The organism is Candidatus Aciduliprofundum sp. HYA1, assembly GCF_056175085.1.
This window is the reverse complement of the sequence record NZ_CM149694.1, coordinates 358,893-372,588: the sequence shown is the minus strand read 5'-3', so window position 1 is coordinate 372,588 and position 13,696 is coordinate 358,893. Positions and strand designations below refer to the sequence as shown.

General features: G+C 47.4%; 20 protein-coding genes. 9 read left to right on the top strand and 11 right to left on the bottom strand.

Going from position 1 to position 13,696, the window contains the following annotated elements; genetic code table 11:
• Nucleotides 1-20 precede the first annotated feature (20 nt).
• The 7 genes from AC0S1O_RS02120 to AC0S1O_RS02090 all read right to left on the bottom strand — a co-directional run bounded on the left by AC0S1O_RS02120 (nt 21) and on the right by AC0S1O_RS02090 (nt 4,019).
• Nucleotides 21-344, bottom strand: a complete 324-nt coding sequence (locus AC0S1O_RS02120) for a hypothetical protein (protein ID WP_475394118.1) — start codon at nt 342-344, stop codon at nt 21-23.
• A gap of 9 nt (nt 345-353) precedes the next feature.
• The gene (locus tag AC0S1O_RS02115) at nt 354-587 is read right to left on the bottom strand and encodes an Lrp/AsnC ligand binding domain-containing protein (RefSeq protein WP_475394117.1); all 234 of its coding nucleotides are present in this window, start codon (nt 585-587) and stop codon (nt 354-356) included.
• 59 nt (nt 588-646) lie between these two features.
• Entirely contained in the window at nt 647-1,666 is a 1,020-nt protein-coding gene (fen, locus tag AC0S1O_RS02110) for a flap endonuclease-1 (protein WP_475394116.1), read from the bottom strand.
• A 32-nt stretch (nt 1,667-1,698) separates the two neighbouring features.
• Nucleotides 1,699-2,385, bottom strand: a complete 687-nt coding sequence (radB, locus tag AC0S1O_RS02105) for a DNA repair and recombination protein RadB (RefSeq protein ID WP_475394115.1) — start codon at nt 2,383-2,385, stop codon at nt 1,699-1,701.
• Between the two features lie 142 nt (nt 2,386-2,527).
• Nucleotides 2,528-3,040 carry a tRNA (cytidine(56)-2'-O)-methyltransferase gene (locus AC0S1O_RS02100; RefSeq protein WP_475394114.1) on the bottom strand — a complete coding sequence of 171 codons (513 nt, stop codon included), beginning with the start codon at nt 3,038-3,040 and terminating at the stop codon, nt 2,528-2,530.
• Nucleotides 3,037-3,522 carry a hypothetical protein gene (locus AC0S1O_RS02095; protein ID WP_475394113.1) on the bottom strand — a complete coding sequence of 162 codons (486 nt, stop codon included), beginning with the start codon at nt 3,520-3,522 and terminating at the stop codon, nt 3,037-3,039. The genes AC0S1O_RS02100 and AC0S1O_RS02095 overlap by 4 nt, the downstream gene beginning before the upstream one ends.
• Entirely contained in the window at nt 3,522-4,019 is a 498-nt protein-coding gene (locus AC0S1O_RS02090) for an ArsR family transcriptional regulator (protein WP_475394112.1), read from the bottom strand. Before AC0S1O_RS02090 ends, AC0S1O_RS02095 begins: the two co-directional genes overlap by 1 nt.
• A 103-nt stretch (nt 4,020-4,122) precedes the next feature.
• On the opposite strand from AC0S1O_RS02090, the gene AC0S1O_RS02085 reads away from it, so the two are divergent.
• The 6 genes from AC0S1O_RS02085 to AC0S1O_RS02060 all read left to right on the top strand — a co-directional run bounded on the left by AC0S1O_RS02085 (nt 4,123) and on the right by AC0S1O_RS02060 (nt 9,370).
• On the top strand, nt 4,123-5,484 hold the full coding sequence (locus tag AC0S1O_RS02085; protein ID WP_475394111.1) for a dihydrolipoyl dehydrogenase: 1,362 nt from the start codon (nt 4,123-4,125) through the stop codon (nt 5,482-5,484).
• A 241-nt stretch (nt 5,485-5,725) separates the two neighbouring features.
• On the top strand, nt 5,726-6,139 hold the full coding sequence (speD, locus tag AC0S1O_RS02080; RefSeq protein ID WP_475394110.1) for an adenosylmethionine decarboxylase: 414 nt from the start codon (nt 5,726-5,728) through the stop codon (nt 6,137-6,139).
• Complete coding sequence (locus AC0S1O_RS02075) at nt 6,075-7,115, top strand: bis-aminopropyl spermidine synthase family protein (RefSeq protein ID WP_475394109.1); 1,041 nt, start codon at nt 6,075-6,077, stop codon at nt 7,113-7,115. Before speD ends, AC0S1O_RS02075 begins: the two co-directional genes overlap by 65 nt.
• On the top strand, nt 7,112-7,657 hold the full coding sequence (locus tag AC0S1O_RS02070) for a pyruvoyl-dependent arginine decarboxylase (RefSeq protein ID WP_475394108.1): 546 nt from the start codon (nt 7,112-7,114) through the stop codon (nt 7,655-7,657). The genes AC0S1O_RS02075 and AC0S1O_RS02070 overlap by 4 nt, the downstream gene beginning before the upstream one ends.
• Before the next feature lie 106 nt (nt 7,658-7,763).
• Entirely contained in the window at nt 7,764-9,125 is a 1,362-nt protein-coding gene (locus AC0S1O_RS02065) for a DEAD/DEAH box helicase (protein ID WP_475394107.1), read from the top strand.
• A gap of 47 nt (nt 9,126-9,172) precedes the next feature.
• Nucleotides 9,173-9,370, top strand: coding sequence for a hypothetical protein (locus AC0S1O_RS02060; RefSeq protein ID WP_475394106.1), 198 nt, complete (start codon nt 9,173-9,175; stop codon nt 9,368-9,370).
• Here the strand turns inward: AC0S1O_RS02060 and AC0S1O_RS02055 are convergent.
• The 3 genes from AC0S1O_RS02055 to AC0S1O_RS02045 form a co-directional block, all read right to left on the bottom strand.
• On the bottom strand, nt 9,367-9,609 hold the full coding sequence (locus AC0S1O_RS02055) for a hypothetical protein (protein ID WP_475394105.1): 243 nt from the start codon (nt 9,607-9,609) through the stop codon (nt 9,367-9,369). The two genes, AC0S1O_RS02060 and AC0S1O_RS02055, sit on opposite strands and share 4 nt — an antisense overlap.
• Nucleotides 9,610-9,673: 64 nt before the next feature.
• A complete protein-coding gene (locus AC0S1O_RS02050) occupies nt 9,674-10,765 on the bottom strand; it encodes an SPFH domain-containing protein (protein WP_475394104.1) in 1,092 nt (363 codons plus the stop codon).
• Nucleotides 10,766-10,775: 10 nt separating this feature from the next.
• Nucleotides 10,776-11,219 carry an NfeD family protein gene (locus AC0S1O_RS02045; RefSeq protein WP_475394103.1) on the bottom strand — a complete coding sequence of 148 codons (444 nt, stop codon included), beginning with the start codon at nt 11,217-11,219 and terminating at the stop codon, nt 10,776-10,778.
• A 300-nt stretch (nt 11,220-11,519) separates the two neighbouring features.
• Between AC0S1O_RS02045 and AC0S1O_RS02040 the strand changes: the two genes are divergently transcribed.
• Nucleotides 11,520-12,824, top strand: a complete 1,305-nt coding sequence (locus AC0S1O_RS02040) for a replication factor C large subunit (RefSeq protein WP_475394102.1) — start codon at nt 11,520-11,522, stop codon at nt 12,822-12,824.
• 26 nt (nt 12,825-12,850) lie between these two features.
• On the opposite strand, the gene AC0S1O_RS02035 is transcribed toward AC0S1O_RS02040, so the two are convergent.
• The gene (locus AC0S1O_RS02035; protein ID WP_475394101.1) at nt 12,851-12,973 is read right to left on the bottom strand and encodes a hypothetical protein; all 123 of its coding nucleotides are present in this window, start codon (nt 12,971-12,973) and stop codon (nt 12,851-12,853) included.
• Nucleotides 12,974-13,214: 241 nt separating this feature from the next.
• On the opposite strand from AC0S1O_RS02035, the gene AC0S1O_RS02030 reads away from it, so the two are divergent.
• Nucleotides 13,215-13,421, top strand: coding sequence for a type II toxin-antitoxin system HicB family antitoxin (locus tag AC0S1O_RS02030; protein ID WP_475394502.1), 207 nt, complete (start codon nt 13,215-13,217; stop codon nt 13,419-13,421).
• The gene (locus tag AC0S1O_RS02025) at nt 13,418-13,654 is read left to right on the top strand and encodes a type II toxin-antitoxin system HicA family toxin (RefSeq protein ID WP_475394100.1); all 237 of its coding nucleotides are present in this window, start codon (nt 13,418-13,420) and stop codon (nt 13,652-13,654) included. The genes AC0S1O_RS02030 and AC0S1O_RS02025 overlap by 4 nt, the downstream gene beginning before the upstream one ends.
• Nucleotides 13,655-13,696 lie beyond the last annotated feature (42 nt).

Here is a 13,696-nt window from a genome sequence, read left to right as displayed (position 1 = left end):
GGAAAAAGAATATAAAAAATTTAGGTCTTCATTATTATTCCCAGAAACACCAGGAATCCTATAATTATGCCTATCAGCGCTCCACCGATGTAGAGGAGCCCTGGAATCAGTATGTTGTTTGTGAAGTATCCTGCCTGGCATCTCCATTTTACAAAGTACATTATTATGGGTATTATGATGCCCACTATGAAGAGGGTTATGCCTGCAGCCCTGCTCTTCCCGCTTCCGAAGTATGCAGTCAGTGCCCCCAATACAAGGAAGGTCAGAGCAAGGAGGGATAGAATGATCTCTAGGAATATAGTCCAAGCTCCAGCATTGCTGATCACTGTCCAAATGAAGGGCATTGAATCACCTCAGAACTTTATGCCCGTTAGAGTCTTTGTGTCTATGACTCCCTCTATCATCCTTATTTTTTCTACCACAATCTCTCCCAACTCGTTAAAGTCCTTTGTTTCGAGTTTGGCTATGAGATCAAACTCTCCGAAGAGTGGGTGAAGCTCTATGATCTCGGGGATTTTCTTGAGTTCATTGTAAACTTCGTGTTCCTTACCGGGCGCGGTGCTTATCAACACAAATCCAATTGCCATTTTTCATCACCAATTCAGTAATATCTTCCAACCTATAAAATTTTTCCGCAGAGAAAGGTCTAAAACCAAGCGTCCAGACTTCTCTGCTCTCTGTACTTTTTGAACATTTTTATCTTTTCAATCGCTCCCATAACTCGCTCCCTGCTGAAATCGTGCTCCTCACACAGGAATTCAATCAATTTCTGCTCATCCATCTCTCTCCACTCCAATCCGTAGTCCCTTGTTACGGGTGGTTCCAGGAAAATCCTGCGTATTTCCTCGTAATTTTCAATCACAATGCCCTTCTCCTCCATAACCCTCTCCAGCGATCCGAACTTCTTTATGAGTTTCAGTGCCGTTTTTGGACCTATTCCCTTAACTCCCGGATTGAAATCGGTGCCAACCAGGATACCTATATCCACAAGTTGCTCCCTTGTAATTTCCAAATTCTTCAGGGTCTCGTTTAGAACGAGCATTTCGGGCTTTACCTCCACATAAACCCTTTTTCTGGGCAACTTTCTCTTTCCCGTTGTGGCCATGTTACGCACGAGGCGCGGGGTACCGAAGAGAAGTGAGTCAAAGTCCTGGGATGCGGAGGCGTATGCATCACCCCGCTGGGCCATAAAAGCCGCCTGCGCCTCCCCCTCGCTGGGTGCCTGAACCCAAGGAACGCCCATATGGTCCAGCAATTTTTTTGCCTCATCAACCATATCCTTGGTGAGAAATGAGGCCTGCTGTGCCCTTGTTCTGGCCTCTTCCAGATCGCCCCTCTCCAGGGCCTCCTCCCACTCTTGCAGAGCACGGGTTCTTACGTGCATTCTTTCCTGGAGAGTTCTCATTTTAAGTTCTGGAGGCCTGCCATCAAAAACATATACGGGCTTGATTCCCTCAGCCATGTAGTTGGCAGTTCTGTAAAGCAAACCGGATAGGTGGGATGTCACCCTGCCCATGGAATCTCGGAGTGGTGTGCCATCGGGCTGTCTTATTATGCTTAAAAATTGATATAGGGAATTGTAGGCATCTATGGCTACAACCCTTCCCTTGAGATCCCTCAGCGAAATCTCGTGCGCCACAACAATATCCGATAGGTTTACACCCATTTTTACCCATCAAGAAATTGCACAGGGAGTATTTATTCCTTTTCATCCACGGGATAGAGGCCATCACCCTTTATGACGAATCTTGCCACGAGCCCCTCCGGCAGGGAACGGTGCTTTACGAGCACGGCCTCTCTGAATCCGTTGCCGATCTTTTTCAGAAATATTATTGTCTTTGCATTGTGGTGCAGGGTATGTCCTCCAATGGGTTTTATCTCCCTGGTTGTGGTGTCCATATACACCTGGTTTGTTATGAGCACGGCCAGATTTTTCCTTCTCGCCACACTGTTCAATATGCTCAACTGCCATGCGAGACTGCTTCTCTTCCTGGATGAGAGGTCCTCCTCCACCCCCCGCTCAGCCCTGTAAAATTCGGTCATGGAATCAACTATGAGGAGGGCAATATCGTTTCTCTTCTCCACGAGGTTTATGGCTCTCTCAATAATCTCTCCCTGCTGGGAGAATTTGTAAACCTTGTAAAAAAGAATTTTTTTTGAAAGTTCCTCATCTCCACCCAGTTGCTCAAACCTCTCCATGGACACACCCTCGGTGTCTATGTATATCACGTAGTATCCCTGGCGGGCAGTGTTTATGGCCGTTGAGAGACATATGTTGGTCTTTCCGCTTCCCGCCTCCCCGTATATTTCCGTGATGCATCCCCTTTCAAAACCTCCATTTAGCATGGAATCGATGCTCCCGCAGCCGCACATTATTCTATCCACAGATGGAAAAGTGAGCCACAATTAATAAATTTTTTCAAAGGAAAAAAGTAATGGGTGGGGTCAGCGTGATTCTTAATGGCATGCATTCTTTCTCTTGCAAATATTTAAATTGTTCCTTCTGGCTATCAAAAAAGATAAAATATCATTCCAGGCGAATTGCCTTTTTGCCCCTCTCCTGGGGCACGATCTTCACCTTTGCATTGGAGAACTCTCTCTGCAGTTCCCTTCCCTCAAAGTACCTGTCAAGAAATATTGCAAGGGCGGCCACCTCGCTGTGGGGCTGGTTACCAACCGCAACGTTGAAATCCGCAATATCGTAAACTTCCCGGGGGACCTTCTCTGCACCCACGATTATCAGCATATTCCCTTTTTTGGGAATTCTCCTCACAGCATCATCCACAGGAATCCCGTACATTGTGAGGTGCACGATAATTCCCTCAAAATCGCGCAGTACCCTTTTCATGGGCACACCAGAACGAATTCTGAAATTTCCACCGAACCTGTCTGTAACGTCCCTGACGGTCTCTTCAACCTTCCTGTCCAGGGTTGTTATTATGATCTCATCTGCGCCAAATGCCCTGGCCACCAGGGCAACATGGGTGGTTATTCTTTTATCTCTCTGGGGCCTGTGTCCTATTCTCAACACCGTTATCATAGGCGATCGATAAAATCATCATCTTCCTTAAATTCTTTCACTCCCCTCTTTACCGCTTTGCCTTTTTTATCTGGCACGAGTGGTTTGCTCTCTGGAGGTGTCAATGCAAGAATCAGAAATCCAAACCCGAAAAATGCTGAGATTAGAAGCCCCATCGTTAGCCCGGCAATCTCGCCCATCCTTGTCCAGCCCTCGGGGGGAATTAGAAATAGAAGATATCCCCAGAATATTATTGAAAGTCCGAGGGTTATTCCTCCAACGAATGTGCTTACACCCGGCCTGATTCCCCTGATCCTTGGCAGTTGGAAAAACAGGGATGTTAGCGCTGAGAACACGACAATCAATATTGCCAGAATGATGATTTCAACTGGTGGCTTCAGGATGTAAATCAGGTATGCGAACAGTCCCAGAAGCACGAAGAATATGCCTCCCACAAGTCCGAGTTTCTCCTCGTCCCACCCGTGGAAGTATTCAAAGATCATCACAGAACCTCCACACGCATACCCCTAATGTCTATCTTGGTGCTCCTCCTTATGAGTCCACGAAGCATTATCTGGCTTATTCCCAGCTTTTCAACGAGATCCCCCAGGAACATGCTCTTTTCAGGACCTATTGTTTCTATGATTTTCTTTTCCCATTTTTTGAACTCATCATCTCCCATGGTGACTACCCATATGACCTCGGCGGCTTCGAGAATAGGGAGCGAGAGGTTTATCTGAAATAAATCGTAATAGGTGTGGTACGCCTTTTTCACACCCTCGGTGCCCGTGACCCACTGGGTCTCCACCAGTTTGATTTTTTCAAGATACTTAAGGGCCTCAACGCCCTCTTCTCCGTATTTTTCCTCGATCTCCTCCAAGGTGCACCATTTCTTTGTGATCTCCATAAACACCTGCTTCTTTACCTCAGAATCACAAGCGTGAAAAACCGAGACCAGGTCCCCAATGTCCGAAATGACCTTTATCCTACTTGCTGGCATATGGAGGATATTGTTTTTCGCAAATATATATTTTTGCGTATGTGATTTCATTACACATTTTCGTGCAGTAAAATTAAATACCCACCATTATTTTTTCCCAAATATGAAAGAGTACGACATCGTGGCATTTGGCACGGGAAGCGCGATGAACATCGTTTCCGCGCTGCTAAACAATCCAAGATTAAAAGTGGCTGTGATAGAGAATGATAAAGCTGGGGGCATATGTCTCACCAGGGGCTGCATTCCAAGCAAGATGCTCGCCTATCCCGCTGAGCTCGTGGCGGATATAAATCGCGCGAAGGAATTCTTCATAGATGCAAGGATTCGCAGCATGGATGGTGATTCTCTGCTGCGCCGCGTGCAGGATGAGGTGGATAGGGAGAGCAAGATGATCGCTCAAAGTTTGCGCAGTCATCCCCGCCTGGATTACTATGAAACCACCGGAGTTTTCGTGGGGGATCACGAGATTGATGTTGGAGGCAAAGAGATATACGGGGATATGCTGCTCCTCTGCAATGGATCAAAGCCCTTCATTCCGCCCATAGATGGATTGAAGGAAACAGGATATATAACGAACCGGGAGTTCTTCTACTCCCTTAAAAAATTGCCGAAGAGCATCGCAATTATAGGCGGAGGTTATGTCGCTCTAGAACTGGGGCATTTCATGGCACGGTTCGGCACGGAGGTGCACGTCATAGAGATGCTACCAGATATAATAATGACCGAGGAACCTGAAGCTCGGGCCTTGGTGCGCAGGGAATTATCTTCCATGATGAACTTCCACCTGGGCTATAAGGCGAAGGAGGTTCGCAGGGGCATGGGTAAAAAAATTGTGGTTGCGGAAAATAAAGATGGTGAAACCATAGAAATTAAGGCGGAGGAGATAATGGTTGCCACGGGCCGTGCGCCCTGGAAGGAGACGAGATTTGAGAAGACGGGCGTGAAAACTGAAAAGGGATGGATTGTGACGGATGAGCATCTCAAAGCTGGAGACAACATCTGGGCCTGCGGAGATGCAAACGGTAAGCATCTCTTCAAGCATGTTGCAAATTATGAGAGTGAAATCGTGTATTACAACGCATTCCGCAACGCGAATGTGAAGGTTGATTACCATGCTGTCCCGCACGCGATCTTCACGCATCCCCAGGTTGCTGGCGTGGGGATGAAAGAAGAGGAGGCGAGGAAGAAGCACGATATTCTGATAGGAGAGTACAAGTACGAGAACACGGCGATGGGCGAGGCCATGCGCCTGAAGGATTACTTTGTGAAGGTGATTGTGGATCGCGATACCTATCAGATTTTGGGTGCCACCATCGTTGGACCCCAGGCCTCGATACTGATTCAGGAAATCATTAATTTGATGTACACTCGCGAACAGGCGGGAGCCATGTATCGGGCGATGCACATCCATCCGGCGATGAATGAAGTGGTGCAGAGAGCGTTTTACAACCTTCACGAACCATAGGAACCACCAGCGGGTTCCTATAACCTCCTGCAACCAGAAATGGCCACCAAGCCCTTTAAAAATGGCTTTACCTCACATGGGGTGGTGAGTTATATAAAATTTATTCCTCGTGTACATCCTTCTTAGGGAGGGGTGTAGAGAGGGGAACCGTAGGTGCCCCTTCTTGGCGTAACCTTCAAATAGGAAATGCTATTAAGCACCATCGCTTACACTCCATGGAGGTGAAAAAAGATGGAAGGTGATGAAGATGGCTGTCGGGATTCACATCATAGCGGACATGTATGGTGTGGATCCAGCGCTCCTGGCTAGGGTTGAAAGGATGAAGGAGATTTTTGAAGGTGCAGTTAAATTTGCAAAGTTGAGTAAGATTTCTTCTGATTATTATCAATTTCGCCCCGAGGGTGCCAGCGGGATTGTTTTGATAGCGGAATCCCATCTGAGTTTTCACACTTGGCCCGAGTACGGCCTCGTAACTCTGGACATTTACACCTGCGGCGACCCCCGGCAGGCGGATCTGGCCTATGAGTACATAAAGGAGAAGCTCAACCCTAGCCGTGTTGACCTTGTGCGTATGGAGAGAGGTGTGGAATTTGAGAACGAAGAATCAAATATTGAGGTACCTAAGAAGGGAAAGGAGCCCGTGGGAGTTAATTAAACTCGTGGATGCGGATCTGAACGAATTCGTGGAGACGCTGAAGACCCTTATGGATGAGGGATTAGTTGAGAGTAGAGATGGTATGCTTCATCTTACTCCCCGGGGCGTTGAAGAGCGTGAAGGTTTGAATCTCAAGGATTATGAGACCCGATGCCCGGGATGTGAGGGCCGGGGAATAATTGATGATCCCTTTGGAGTTCTGGATGAATACAAGAAAATAGCATCCAGGAGGCCCAGACCAACGGCCGATTACGATCAGGGATACATAAAGGAAGAGGATGTGATGCGCCGCATAGCGTTCATTTACGAGCGCGGAGATCTTGAGAATGCGGACATTCTCGTTGTGGGCGATGATGATCTCATAAGCCTCGGTATGGCCCTTACCGGCCTGCCGAGAAGAATCGTGGTTTTGGAGATAGATGATAGGCTCATAGATTTCATAAACGAGAATGCAAGAGAGTATGAATTTCCCGTTGAGGCGAGAAAGTTTGATGTTCGCAACGACATAGATGAGGATCTCCGTGGAAAATTTGATGTCTTCATCACCGATCCCGTGGAGACCATTGAGGGCATAACTCTCTTCCTATCCAGGGCAGCCTCCGGACTGAAAGGTAAGGGCTCCGCGGGCTATTTTGGACTCACACATCTTGAAGCCTCCCTGAAAAAGTGGCACGAGATAGAGAGAAGGCTGTTAAGCATGAATTTCGTCCTGACAGATATGCTGAGGGATTTCAACGTGTACCCCATGCGTGGGAATCTGGAGCTGGCCGCCGAGGATTACATAATTTACAGGCGTATAGCAGAACTCACGGGAAACAGGAGCATTGATGCAGATTTCTACCGTTCCACTCTCATAAGGGTGGAGGCCATTGATGAGGTTAAACCCCTTGTGCGCGGATCCGTGGAGTTGAGGGAAGAGGTTTATGTGGACGATGAATCTCTCGTGACGGCCATGGCAACGAGGCGGGGAAGATGATCGGATTCGTACCAACAAAGGTATTCTTCACAAGGGGTGTGGGCAGGCACAAGAGCAAACTCGGATCCTTTGAGCGCGCGCTTAGGGATGCCGGGATAGCCCAGTTCAATCTCGTGGAAGTGAGCTCAATTTTCCCTCCTAACGCGGAGATAATTTCCAGGGAAGAGGGTGTGAAACTCCTGAAGCCCGGGCAGATTGTTTTCGTTGTTATGGCAAAAAATTCAAGCAACGAGTTAAATCGTATGATCTCAGCCTCGGTGGGCCTTGCTGTTCCAAAGGACAGGAGTCGCTATGGATATTTGAGTGAGCACCACAGTTTTGGAGAAACGGCCAAGACCGCGGGAGATTACGCCGAGGACCTTGCCGCTGAGATGCTCGCCTCCACTCTTGGATTGCAGAGCCACTTGGAGTGGGATGAGGTAAACGAGGTCTGGAAACTCAACGACAAGATTTTGCTCACCTCAAACACAACGGCCACAGCGGTGGTTGAGAAGCCCGGTGAGTGGACCACCGTGGTGGCTGCGGCGGTTCTGGTGCCCTAAAATTCCAACCTTTTAAATACCAGAACCCATATGGGTACCCATCTGAAAGGAATGGGGCAGGTGAAAAGCACACAATGTTTTTTCAGCTGTCCAGTGCTAAAAGGAGATGATAAGTATGAAATTTGACGAGATGGATATTTCCATTGGAACAAAGAGGGTCCTTGAACTTAATGGTTTTAAGGAGCCAACAGAGGTGCAGGAACGCGTCATAGGCCCTGCAATTGATGGAAGGGATTTGATAGTGCAGTCCAAGACGGGCTCGGGAAAGACCCTGGCCTTTCTCATACCCATGTTTGAGAAGTTGAACAAGGGATTGGAAGCAATAGTGCTCGTGCCCACAAGGGAACTTGCCCAGCAGGTTGATAGGGTGGCAAGGATTCTGGCCAAGGGTCACGGAAAGAGCACGGTTGTCATTTATGGTGGAGTGAGCATGGAAAATCAGATAAGGGGCCTCAAGCATGCCTCCGTGGTCATAGGTACCCCCGGAAGGGTAATGGACCTAATGCGCAGGGGATATCTTGATCTTAGCAGGATAAAGATTTTTGTGCTCGACGAGGCTGACAGAATGCTTGATATGGGATTCATAGAGGACATTCGCTGGATTTTGAGCAAGGTCCCCAGGGAGAAGCAGATGATGCTCTTCTCAGCGACCATGCCCCAGGAGATCATAAACCTTGCCAGACATTATATGAGCAGTCCCGAGAAGATAATCTTATCGGCCGATGAGATAACAACGGAGAACGTATCCCAGTACTACGTTGAGGTGGGGGAGATAAACAAGATAGCCAAACTATCCTCACTCATAATCAACGAGGGTGGAAAGTATCTGGTTTTCTGTAACACCAAGAGAAAGACGAAGAGCGTGGCTGAGATTCTGCAGAAGTACGGTTTCAGGGCCTTTGCACTGCATGGGGATATGCGCCAGGCATCGCGTAGCAGGACAATGGACGCCTTCAAGCAGGGGAAGATAAATATACTGATCTCCACCGATGTGGCTGCCAGGGGCATTGATGTGCATGGTATAACCCATGTTGTGAACTACGATGTGCCCCAGTACCCAAAGGATTACGTGCATCGTATAGGCCGCACGGGAAGGCTGGATGCCAGAGGTAAGGCCATAACCTTCGTGAGCAGGGAAGAGATGGAGTATTTCCGCAGAATAGAGGATTTCATAGGCAAGAAAATACCAAGGATCGAGATAAGGCAGGCGGGCAAGATAAAGGAGCGCACAGATTACAGGGAAAAGAGCGACATATTTGGAATGGTCAAATTCAAATTTGAACTGAAAGACGAGCTGAGTGAGTGGGAACTGGTGAAGATAGTGAGCAATGCGGGCATACATGAGGAGAGCATAGGCAACGTGACGATTCAGGGAAGGAGCGGAGAGTTGAAGGTTCACTACAGAAGCGCACCCAAATTGCGAAAAATACGGGTTTTCAGGCGCATAAGCCTGGTGGATGCTGGGTAGTTTAAATACCCAAAAATCTTTATTTATTGGCACCATATCTTCCTCAGATGGAGAACAGGTGTCTTATTTGTGGCAAGAAACTTCACGATCCATTTGCTCTTTACTGTGCAGAGTGCGAGTACGAAATCAAGCGTGCTCGCCTTGCAGATGAGGAAACCTTGGAGGAGTACATAGAGCGGGTGCGCATAAACGAGGAGGTAAAAATAGATTTGAAAGGCGTAAAAACCCTGGACTCCTGGTTTTAATCAACTTCAAACTCCACGCCGTACATTGATTTTATATAATCCACGATGTCTTTTAGATTCTTGCTGTGATATTCAACCTCGTTCTTTTTAGTCCTGAAATAGTGTCTGAACACCTCAAACCTCTGAAAGGTCTCGTTGTACCTTATTGAAATTCTAAAATTCCGTGGTGCGTTTCCATGTGAGGTTATATCAACCTCCTTGCCCTTCCTAAGCGATTCTGCGGAGATTTTTACTGCCATTTTTTCACACCAGCCAGAGTCTTATATAAAAAGTGATGTGAAAAAGGTATAAAAAGATTTCAAATCACTCCTCATCCTGCTGGAAGAGCCTTTTCTCATCGTCCTCGCTTAGATCCAGTTTTTTCTCCTCCTCTTCCTTCTCCTTCTGCTTTTTCAGATCGCTGGCTATTTCCTCGTAGGAGGGTATGGGTCCAAGTATGTCCTTCGCACTGCCCACAATCCTCTCAATGTCCCTGTAGGATAGGGGTGAGATCTGCTCCTCCTTCTGCTCTCCAGCCAGGTACCTTGCAGTGCTCTCTATGAGTTTTGATATTTCGAACGGGAATATTATCTTTGTAGCCTGGCCGTTTGCCACCTTTGTCAGGGTATCAAGAGAGATCACGCTCAGGGCCTTGGATGTGAGTGCTGCAGAACCGAGCGATATTATGCGGTACCTCTGGGCCTCGCCCTGCGCCTGGAGTATGGTTGCGAGCCTGAGACCCTGGGCCTCCAGAATCTGTGCCTGCCTCTTACCCTCTGCCTCCAAGATTCTCGCCCTCTTCTTACCCTCAGCCTCGAGAATCTGGCTGCGCTTTATACCGTCCGCCTTGAGTATTGCCGCCCTTCTTTCCCTCTCTGCGGCTGTCTGGGCCTCCATGGCCTGCTTCACACGGGCTGCCGGATCAACCTCCTTTATTTCCACTGCCTCAACCTTAACTCCCCACTTATCTGTGGCTTCGTCGAGTATATCCCGCAGGTGGGTGTTTATGTGCTCTCTGTTGTAGAGAATCTCATCAAGGTTCATGTTACCTATGACGCTTCTCAGGGTGGTTCTTGCAAGGTTTATAGTGGCGAGTTTGTAATCCTGCACCTCGAAGAATGCCTTCTTTGCATCCACCACGCGGATGTAAATGACCGCATCCACCGCTGTGGGCGAGTTATCCCTCGTTATGACCTCCTGCTTGGGCACGTCCCATGTCTGGGTTCTCATATCCATCCTTATTACCTGCGAAAATGGCCAGACAAAATTCAGGCCCGGGTTGAGCACTCCCCTGAACCTGCCAAGGAATATGTATATGGTTCTCTCATAGGGCCTTATTATCCTTATTGCTGAGGTTAGCAGGTAGATTATTATTATGGCAATGAATATGGCCACTCCTATCAATACACCATCCATATTTTTCACCTCATTTTATCTCTCTCACCACCAGATGAACCCCCTCACCCTTAATGACCTCAACCTTCTTTCCCACATCAATTTCCCTGTCTGCCGTGGCGCTCCACACATCGCTGTCTATCCTAACCTTTCCCTTCAGGCTGTTGGGCTCAATCTTTGCTATGACTATTCCCCTCTTACCAACCATCTGGTCGATGGTACTCGTTGTGGGAAGTTGCGGTTTTGCAAGAACCCTGTAAAACAGCATAACCCCGAGAGTTGCAACAACGGCCGTTGCAAGGGTTATAACCACGGCTGGCACAACACCGATGTTTCCCAGGAAGAGGTACACGAGCCCAAGGATAACAAGCACCGTGCCAGGTACGGCGATGAAAAACCCGGGTATTGCCAGCTCTGCCAGAACGAGCATGGAGCCGAACACTATCAGTATTATGCCCAGGGTGAAGAAGTCCATACGGCAAAAGCATGGTTTTACTCTTATTTAAGTGTTTGTAAGAATTGTGATTATTTCTGGACATAATTGTACCGCAAGATTTATATTTTCATATTCTCATATATGCACTGAGGAGGTAATGGAAATGGTACCTCACAAGAAAAGGGAAGAGTATGGTTTGGAAAGAGATATTGAGAGGGAAGTTGAAGCAATTTTGAAGGGTGAGGAGGACCTGGAGTTTCCGTCTCCTGAAGAGTGAATTCTTTAAACCCTCTTTCTTTTTTTGTAAGTATTAAATAGGAATTTGCGCATGCTAATTCCATGGACATTCCCTGGGTTGAGAAGTACAGACCCCGACGTTTTCGGGACATTGTGGGAAACAACAAGGCAATAAATGAAATTTTGAAATGGGCCCAGGACTGGGAGAGGGGCAGGCCCAGGTACAAGGCCCTCGTTCTGGTTGGAAAGCCAGGATGTGGTAAGACCACGGTTGCGAAGGTTCTCGCCGAGGAGATGGATTGGGGAGTAATAGAACTCAACGCTTCTGATATACGCAATGAGCAGAAGATAAAGGAGATAGCCCTTCGCGGGGCGGTTTACGAGACATTCACCGATGATGGAGAGTTCATATCCACAAAAAAAGGGGGCAGAAAGCTCATCATATTTGACGAGGCGGATAATCTGTATGAGGGGGTTAAGGATGGAGATCGTGGTGGTAAGAAGGCAATAGTTGAGACAATAAAGAACACAAGGCAGCCCATAATCCTCATTGGCAACGATTATTACTCCCTCTTCAGCGGAACCTGGGGTAAAGCGCTCAAATCCCTGGCCTACGTTATCAGGTTCAAGGCCCTAACCCGGGCCCAGATAATGAAGGTTCTGAAGAGGATATGCATGGCCGAGGGTATAAAATGCCAGGACGCTGCCCTCGCCTACATTGCGGGAAGGTCGGGAGGAGACCTGCGCGCGGCCATAAACGATCTCCAGGCGGTTGCCCAGGGAAAGAAGATTCTGACGGAGGATGATCTTGGGGCAGTGGGATACAGGGATGTCAAGAACGAAATCTATAAATCAACCCTGGTAGTGCTTCACACGGAGTATTTCTGGGAGGCCAAGAATGCCCTCATGAATCTTGACGAAACTCCCGATTACGTTCTCTTCTGGATTGAGGAGAACATGCCTCTTGAGTACACAAAGCTCGAGGATCTTGTGAGGGCCTACGAATACCTTTCCAGGGCGGATATTTACCTCGGTAGGGTCAAAAGAAGGCAGCAGTACGCCCTGTGGGCCTACGCAATGGATATGATTGCAGCCGTTAGCGTGGGCAAGGAGGAGAAGTACAAGCACCATGCCCGCAGGTACCAGTTTCCTTCCTGGCTATCTCAAATGTCAAGGAGCAAGAAGGTTCGAGGTATTCGCGATAGCCTGGGCATGAAACTGGGAAGGATATACCACACCTCCAAAAACGAGATTCTTGATAATGTTATCCAGGATTTTTCCGTCCTGTACGATATGGATGAGGAAATCAGAAGGCTTTACACGAGCATTCTGCATCTGAGCGAGGATGAAATCTCGTATCTCACAGACAAGGATCCCCGGGAAATATTGAAGGAAATCAAAAAATAAAAAAGGGTGAAGGTGGGTCAGTGTGATTATGCAGGCGCCATGGCCATGTTCTGAGCTTCCAGCAGCACCTCATCCCCCATTATCTCCTCAAGCTCCGCGATCATGGCGTCCAGTTCTTCTATTATCTCCTCCAGATCTTTCTCGCTCATTTCCATCACTTATCAGACATATGTCTGACAATTGTCATATATAACAAGGAAGTATATAAACTTTTCTTTTCTGAGTACTATGTTACATAAATAATGGTGGGGGAGAAGGGATGATGGGGGATGAAAAAGAGGTTTAAAGTATTTGATAGATTGAAGGAAAATTTCCAGAAGGGGTTTTGCGGCGGGGTGGAATAAAAGGGAAAGCATTAAGTAAAACGAGAAACATGAGATAAATATGGAGATGAGGGAGTACACAATAATAATAGAGAGAGACGAAGATGGATATTATGTGGGGGAAGTAGTGGAATTGCCCGGGTGTTTCACGCAGGCAAAGAGCATAGATGAGTTGTTGAATCGGATAAAAGAGGCAATTGAGTTATATTTGGAAGAAGTGGGAGATATAGAAGTAAAAAATGAATTTGTGGGGATACAGAGGGTACACGCATGAGCCCAAAATTGCAGTTAGTGGATGCAGAGAGAGTAATCAAAGTATTGTGTAAATTAGGGTTTGAAGTGAAAAGGCAAAAGGGATCGCATGTAATATTGAAGAATAAAGAGGGAAAAGTGCTCGTTGTTCCTGTACACCGAGGAGAGAAGATAGGCAGGGGTTTGTTATTGAAGATCATCAGAGAGGCAGGAGTTACAAAAGAAGAATTTTTAAAATTACTTGAGGAAGTATAAGAAATTCAATATATCTCCATAGAGTTGAATATTTTGTGAAAT

Bases quoted from the DNA above. Each gene is read 5' to 3' on its own strand.
- AC0S1O_RS02040 (WP_475394102.1), top strand. From the start codon at position 11,520: ATGGACATTCCCTGGGTTGAGAAGTACAGACCCCGACGTTTTCGGGAC.
- AC0S1O_RS02090 (WP_475394112.1), bottom strand. From the start codon at position 4,019: ATGCCAGCAAGTAGGATAAAGGTCATTTCGGACATTGGGGACCTGGTC.
- AC0S1O_RS02085 (WP_475394111.1), top strand. From the start codon at position 4,123: ATGAAAGAGTACGACATCGTGGCATTTGGCACGGGAAGCGCGATGAAC.
- AC0S1O_RS02055 (WP_475394105.1), bottom strand. From the start codon at position 9,609: ATGGCAGTAAAAATCTCCGCAGAATCGCTTAGGAAGGGCAAGGAGGTT.
- AC0S1O_RS02115 (WP_475394117.1), bottom strand. From the start codon at position 587: ATGGCAATTGGATTTGTGTTGATAAGCACCGCGCCCGGTAAGGAACAC.
- AC0S1O_RS02095 (WP_475394113.1), bottom strand. From the start codon at position 3,522: ATGATCTTTGAATACTTCCACGGGTGGGACGAGGAGAAACTCGGACTT.
- AC0S1O_RS02035 (WP_475394101.1), bottom strand. From the start codon at position 12,973: ATGAGCGAGAAAGATCTGGAGGAGATAATAGAAGAACTGGACGCCATG.
- AC0S1O_RS02025 (WP_475394100.1), top strand. From the start codon at position 13,418: ATGAGCCCAAAATTGCAGTTAGTGGATGCAGAGAGAGTAATCAAAGTA.
- AC0S1O_RS02120 (WP_475394118.1), bottom strand. From the start codon at position 344: ATGCCCTTCATTTGGACAGTGATCAGCAATGCTGGAGCTTGGACTATA.
- AC0S1O_RS02060 (WP_475394106.1), top strand. From the start codon at position 9,173: ATGGAGAACAGGTGTCTTATTTGTGGCAAGAAACTTCACGATCCATTT.
- AC0S1O_RS02050 (WP_475394104.1), bottom strand. From the start codon at position 10,765: ATGGATGGTGTATTGATAGGAGTGGCCATATTCATTGCCATAATAATA.
- fen (WP_475394116.1), bottom strand. From the start codon at position 1,666: ATGGGTGTAAACCTATCGGATATTGTTGTGGCGCACGAGATTTCGCTG.
- AC0S1O_RS02045 (WP_475394103.1), bottom strand. From the start codon at position 11,219: ATGGACTTCTTCACCCTGGGCATAATACTGATAGTGTTCGGCTCCATG.
- AC0S1O_RS02030 (WP_475394502.1), top strand. From the start codon at position 13,215: ATGAGGGAGTACACAATAATAATAGAGAGAGACGAAGATGGATATTAT.
- AC0S1O_RS02065 (WP_475394107.1), top strand. From the start codon at position 7,764: ATGATAAGTATGAAATTTGACGAGATGGATATTTCCATTGGAACAAAG.
- speD (WP_475394110.1), top strand. From the start codon at position 5,726: ATGAAGATGGCTGTCGGGATTCACATCATAGCGGACATGTATGGTGTG.
- AC0S1O_RS02100 (WP_475394114.1), bottom strand. From the start codon at position 3,040: ATGATAACGGTGTTGAGAATAGGACACAGGCCCCAGAGAGATAAAAGA.
- AC0S1O_RS02070 (WP_475394108.1), top strand. From the start codon at position 7,112: ATGATCGGATTCGTACCAACAAAGGTATTCTTCACAAGGGGTGTGGGC.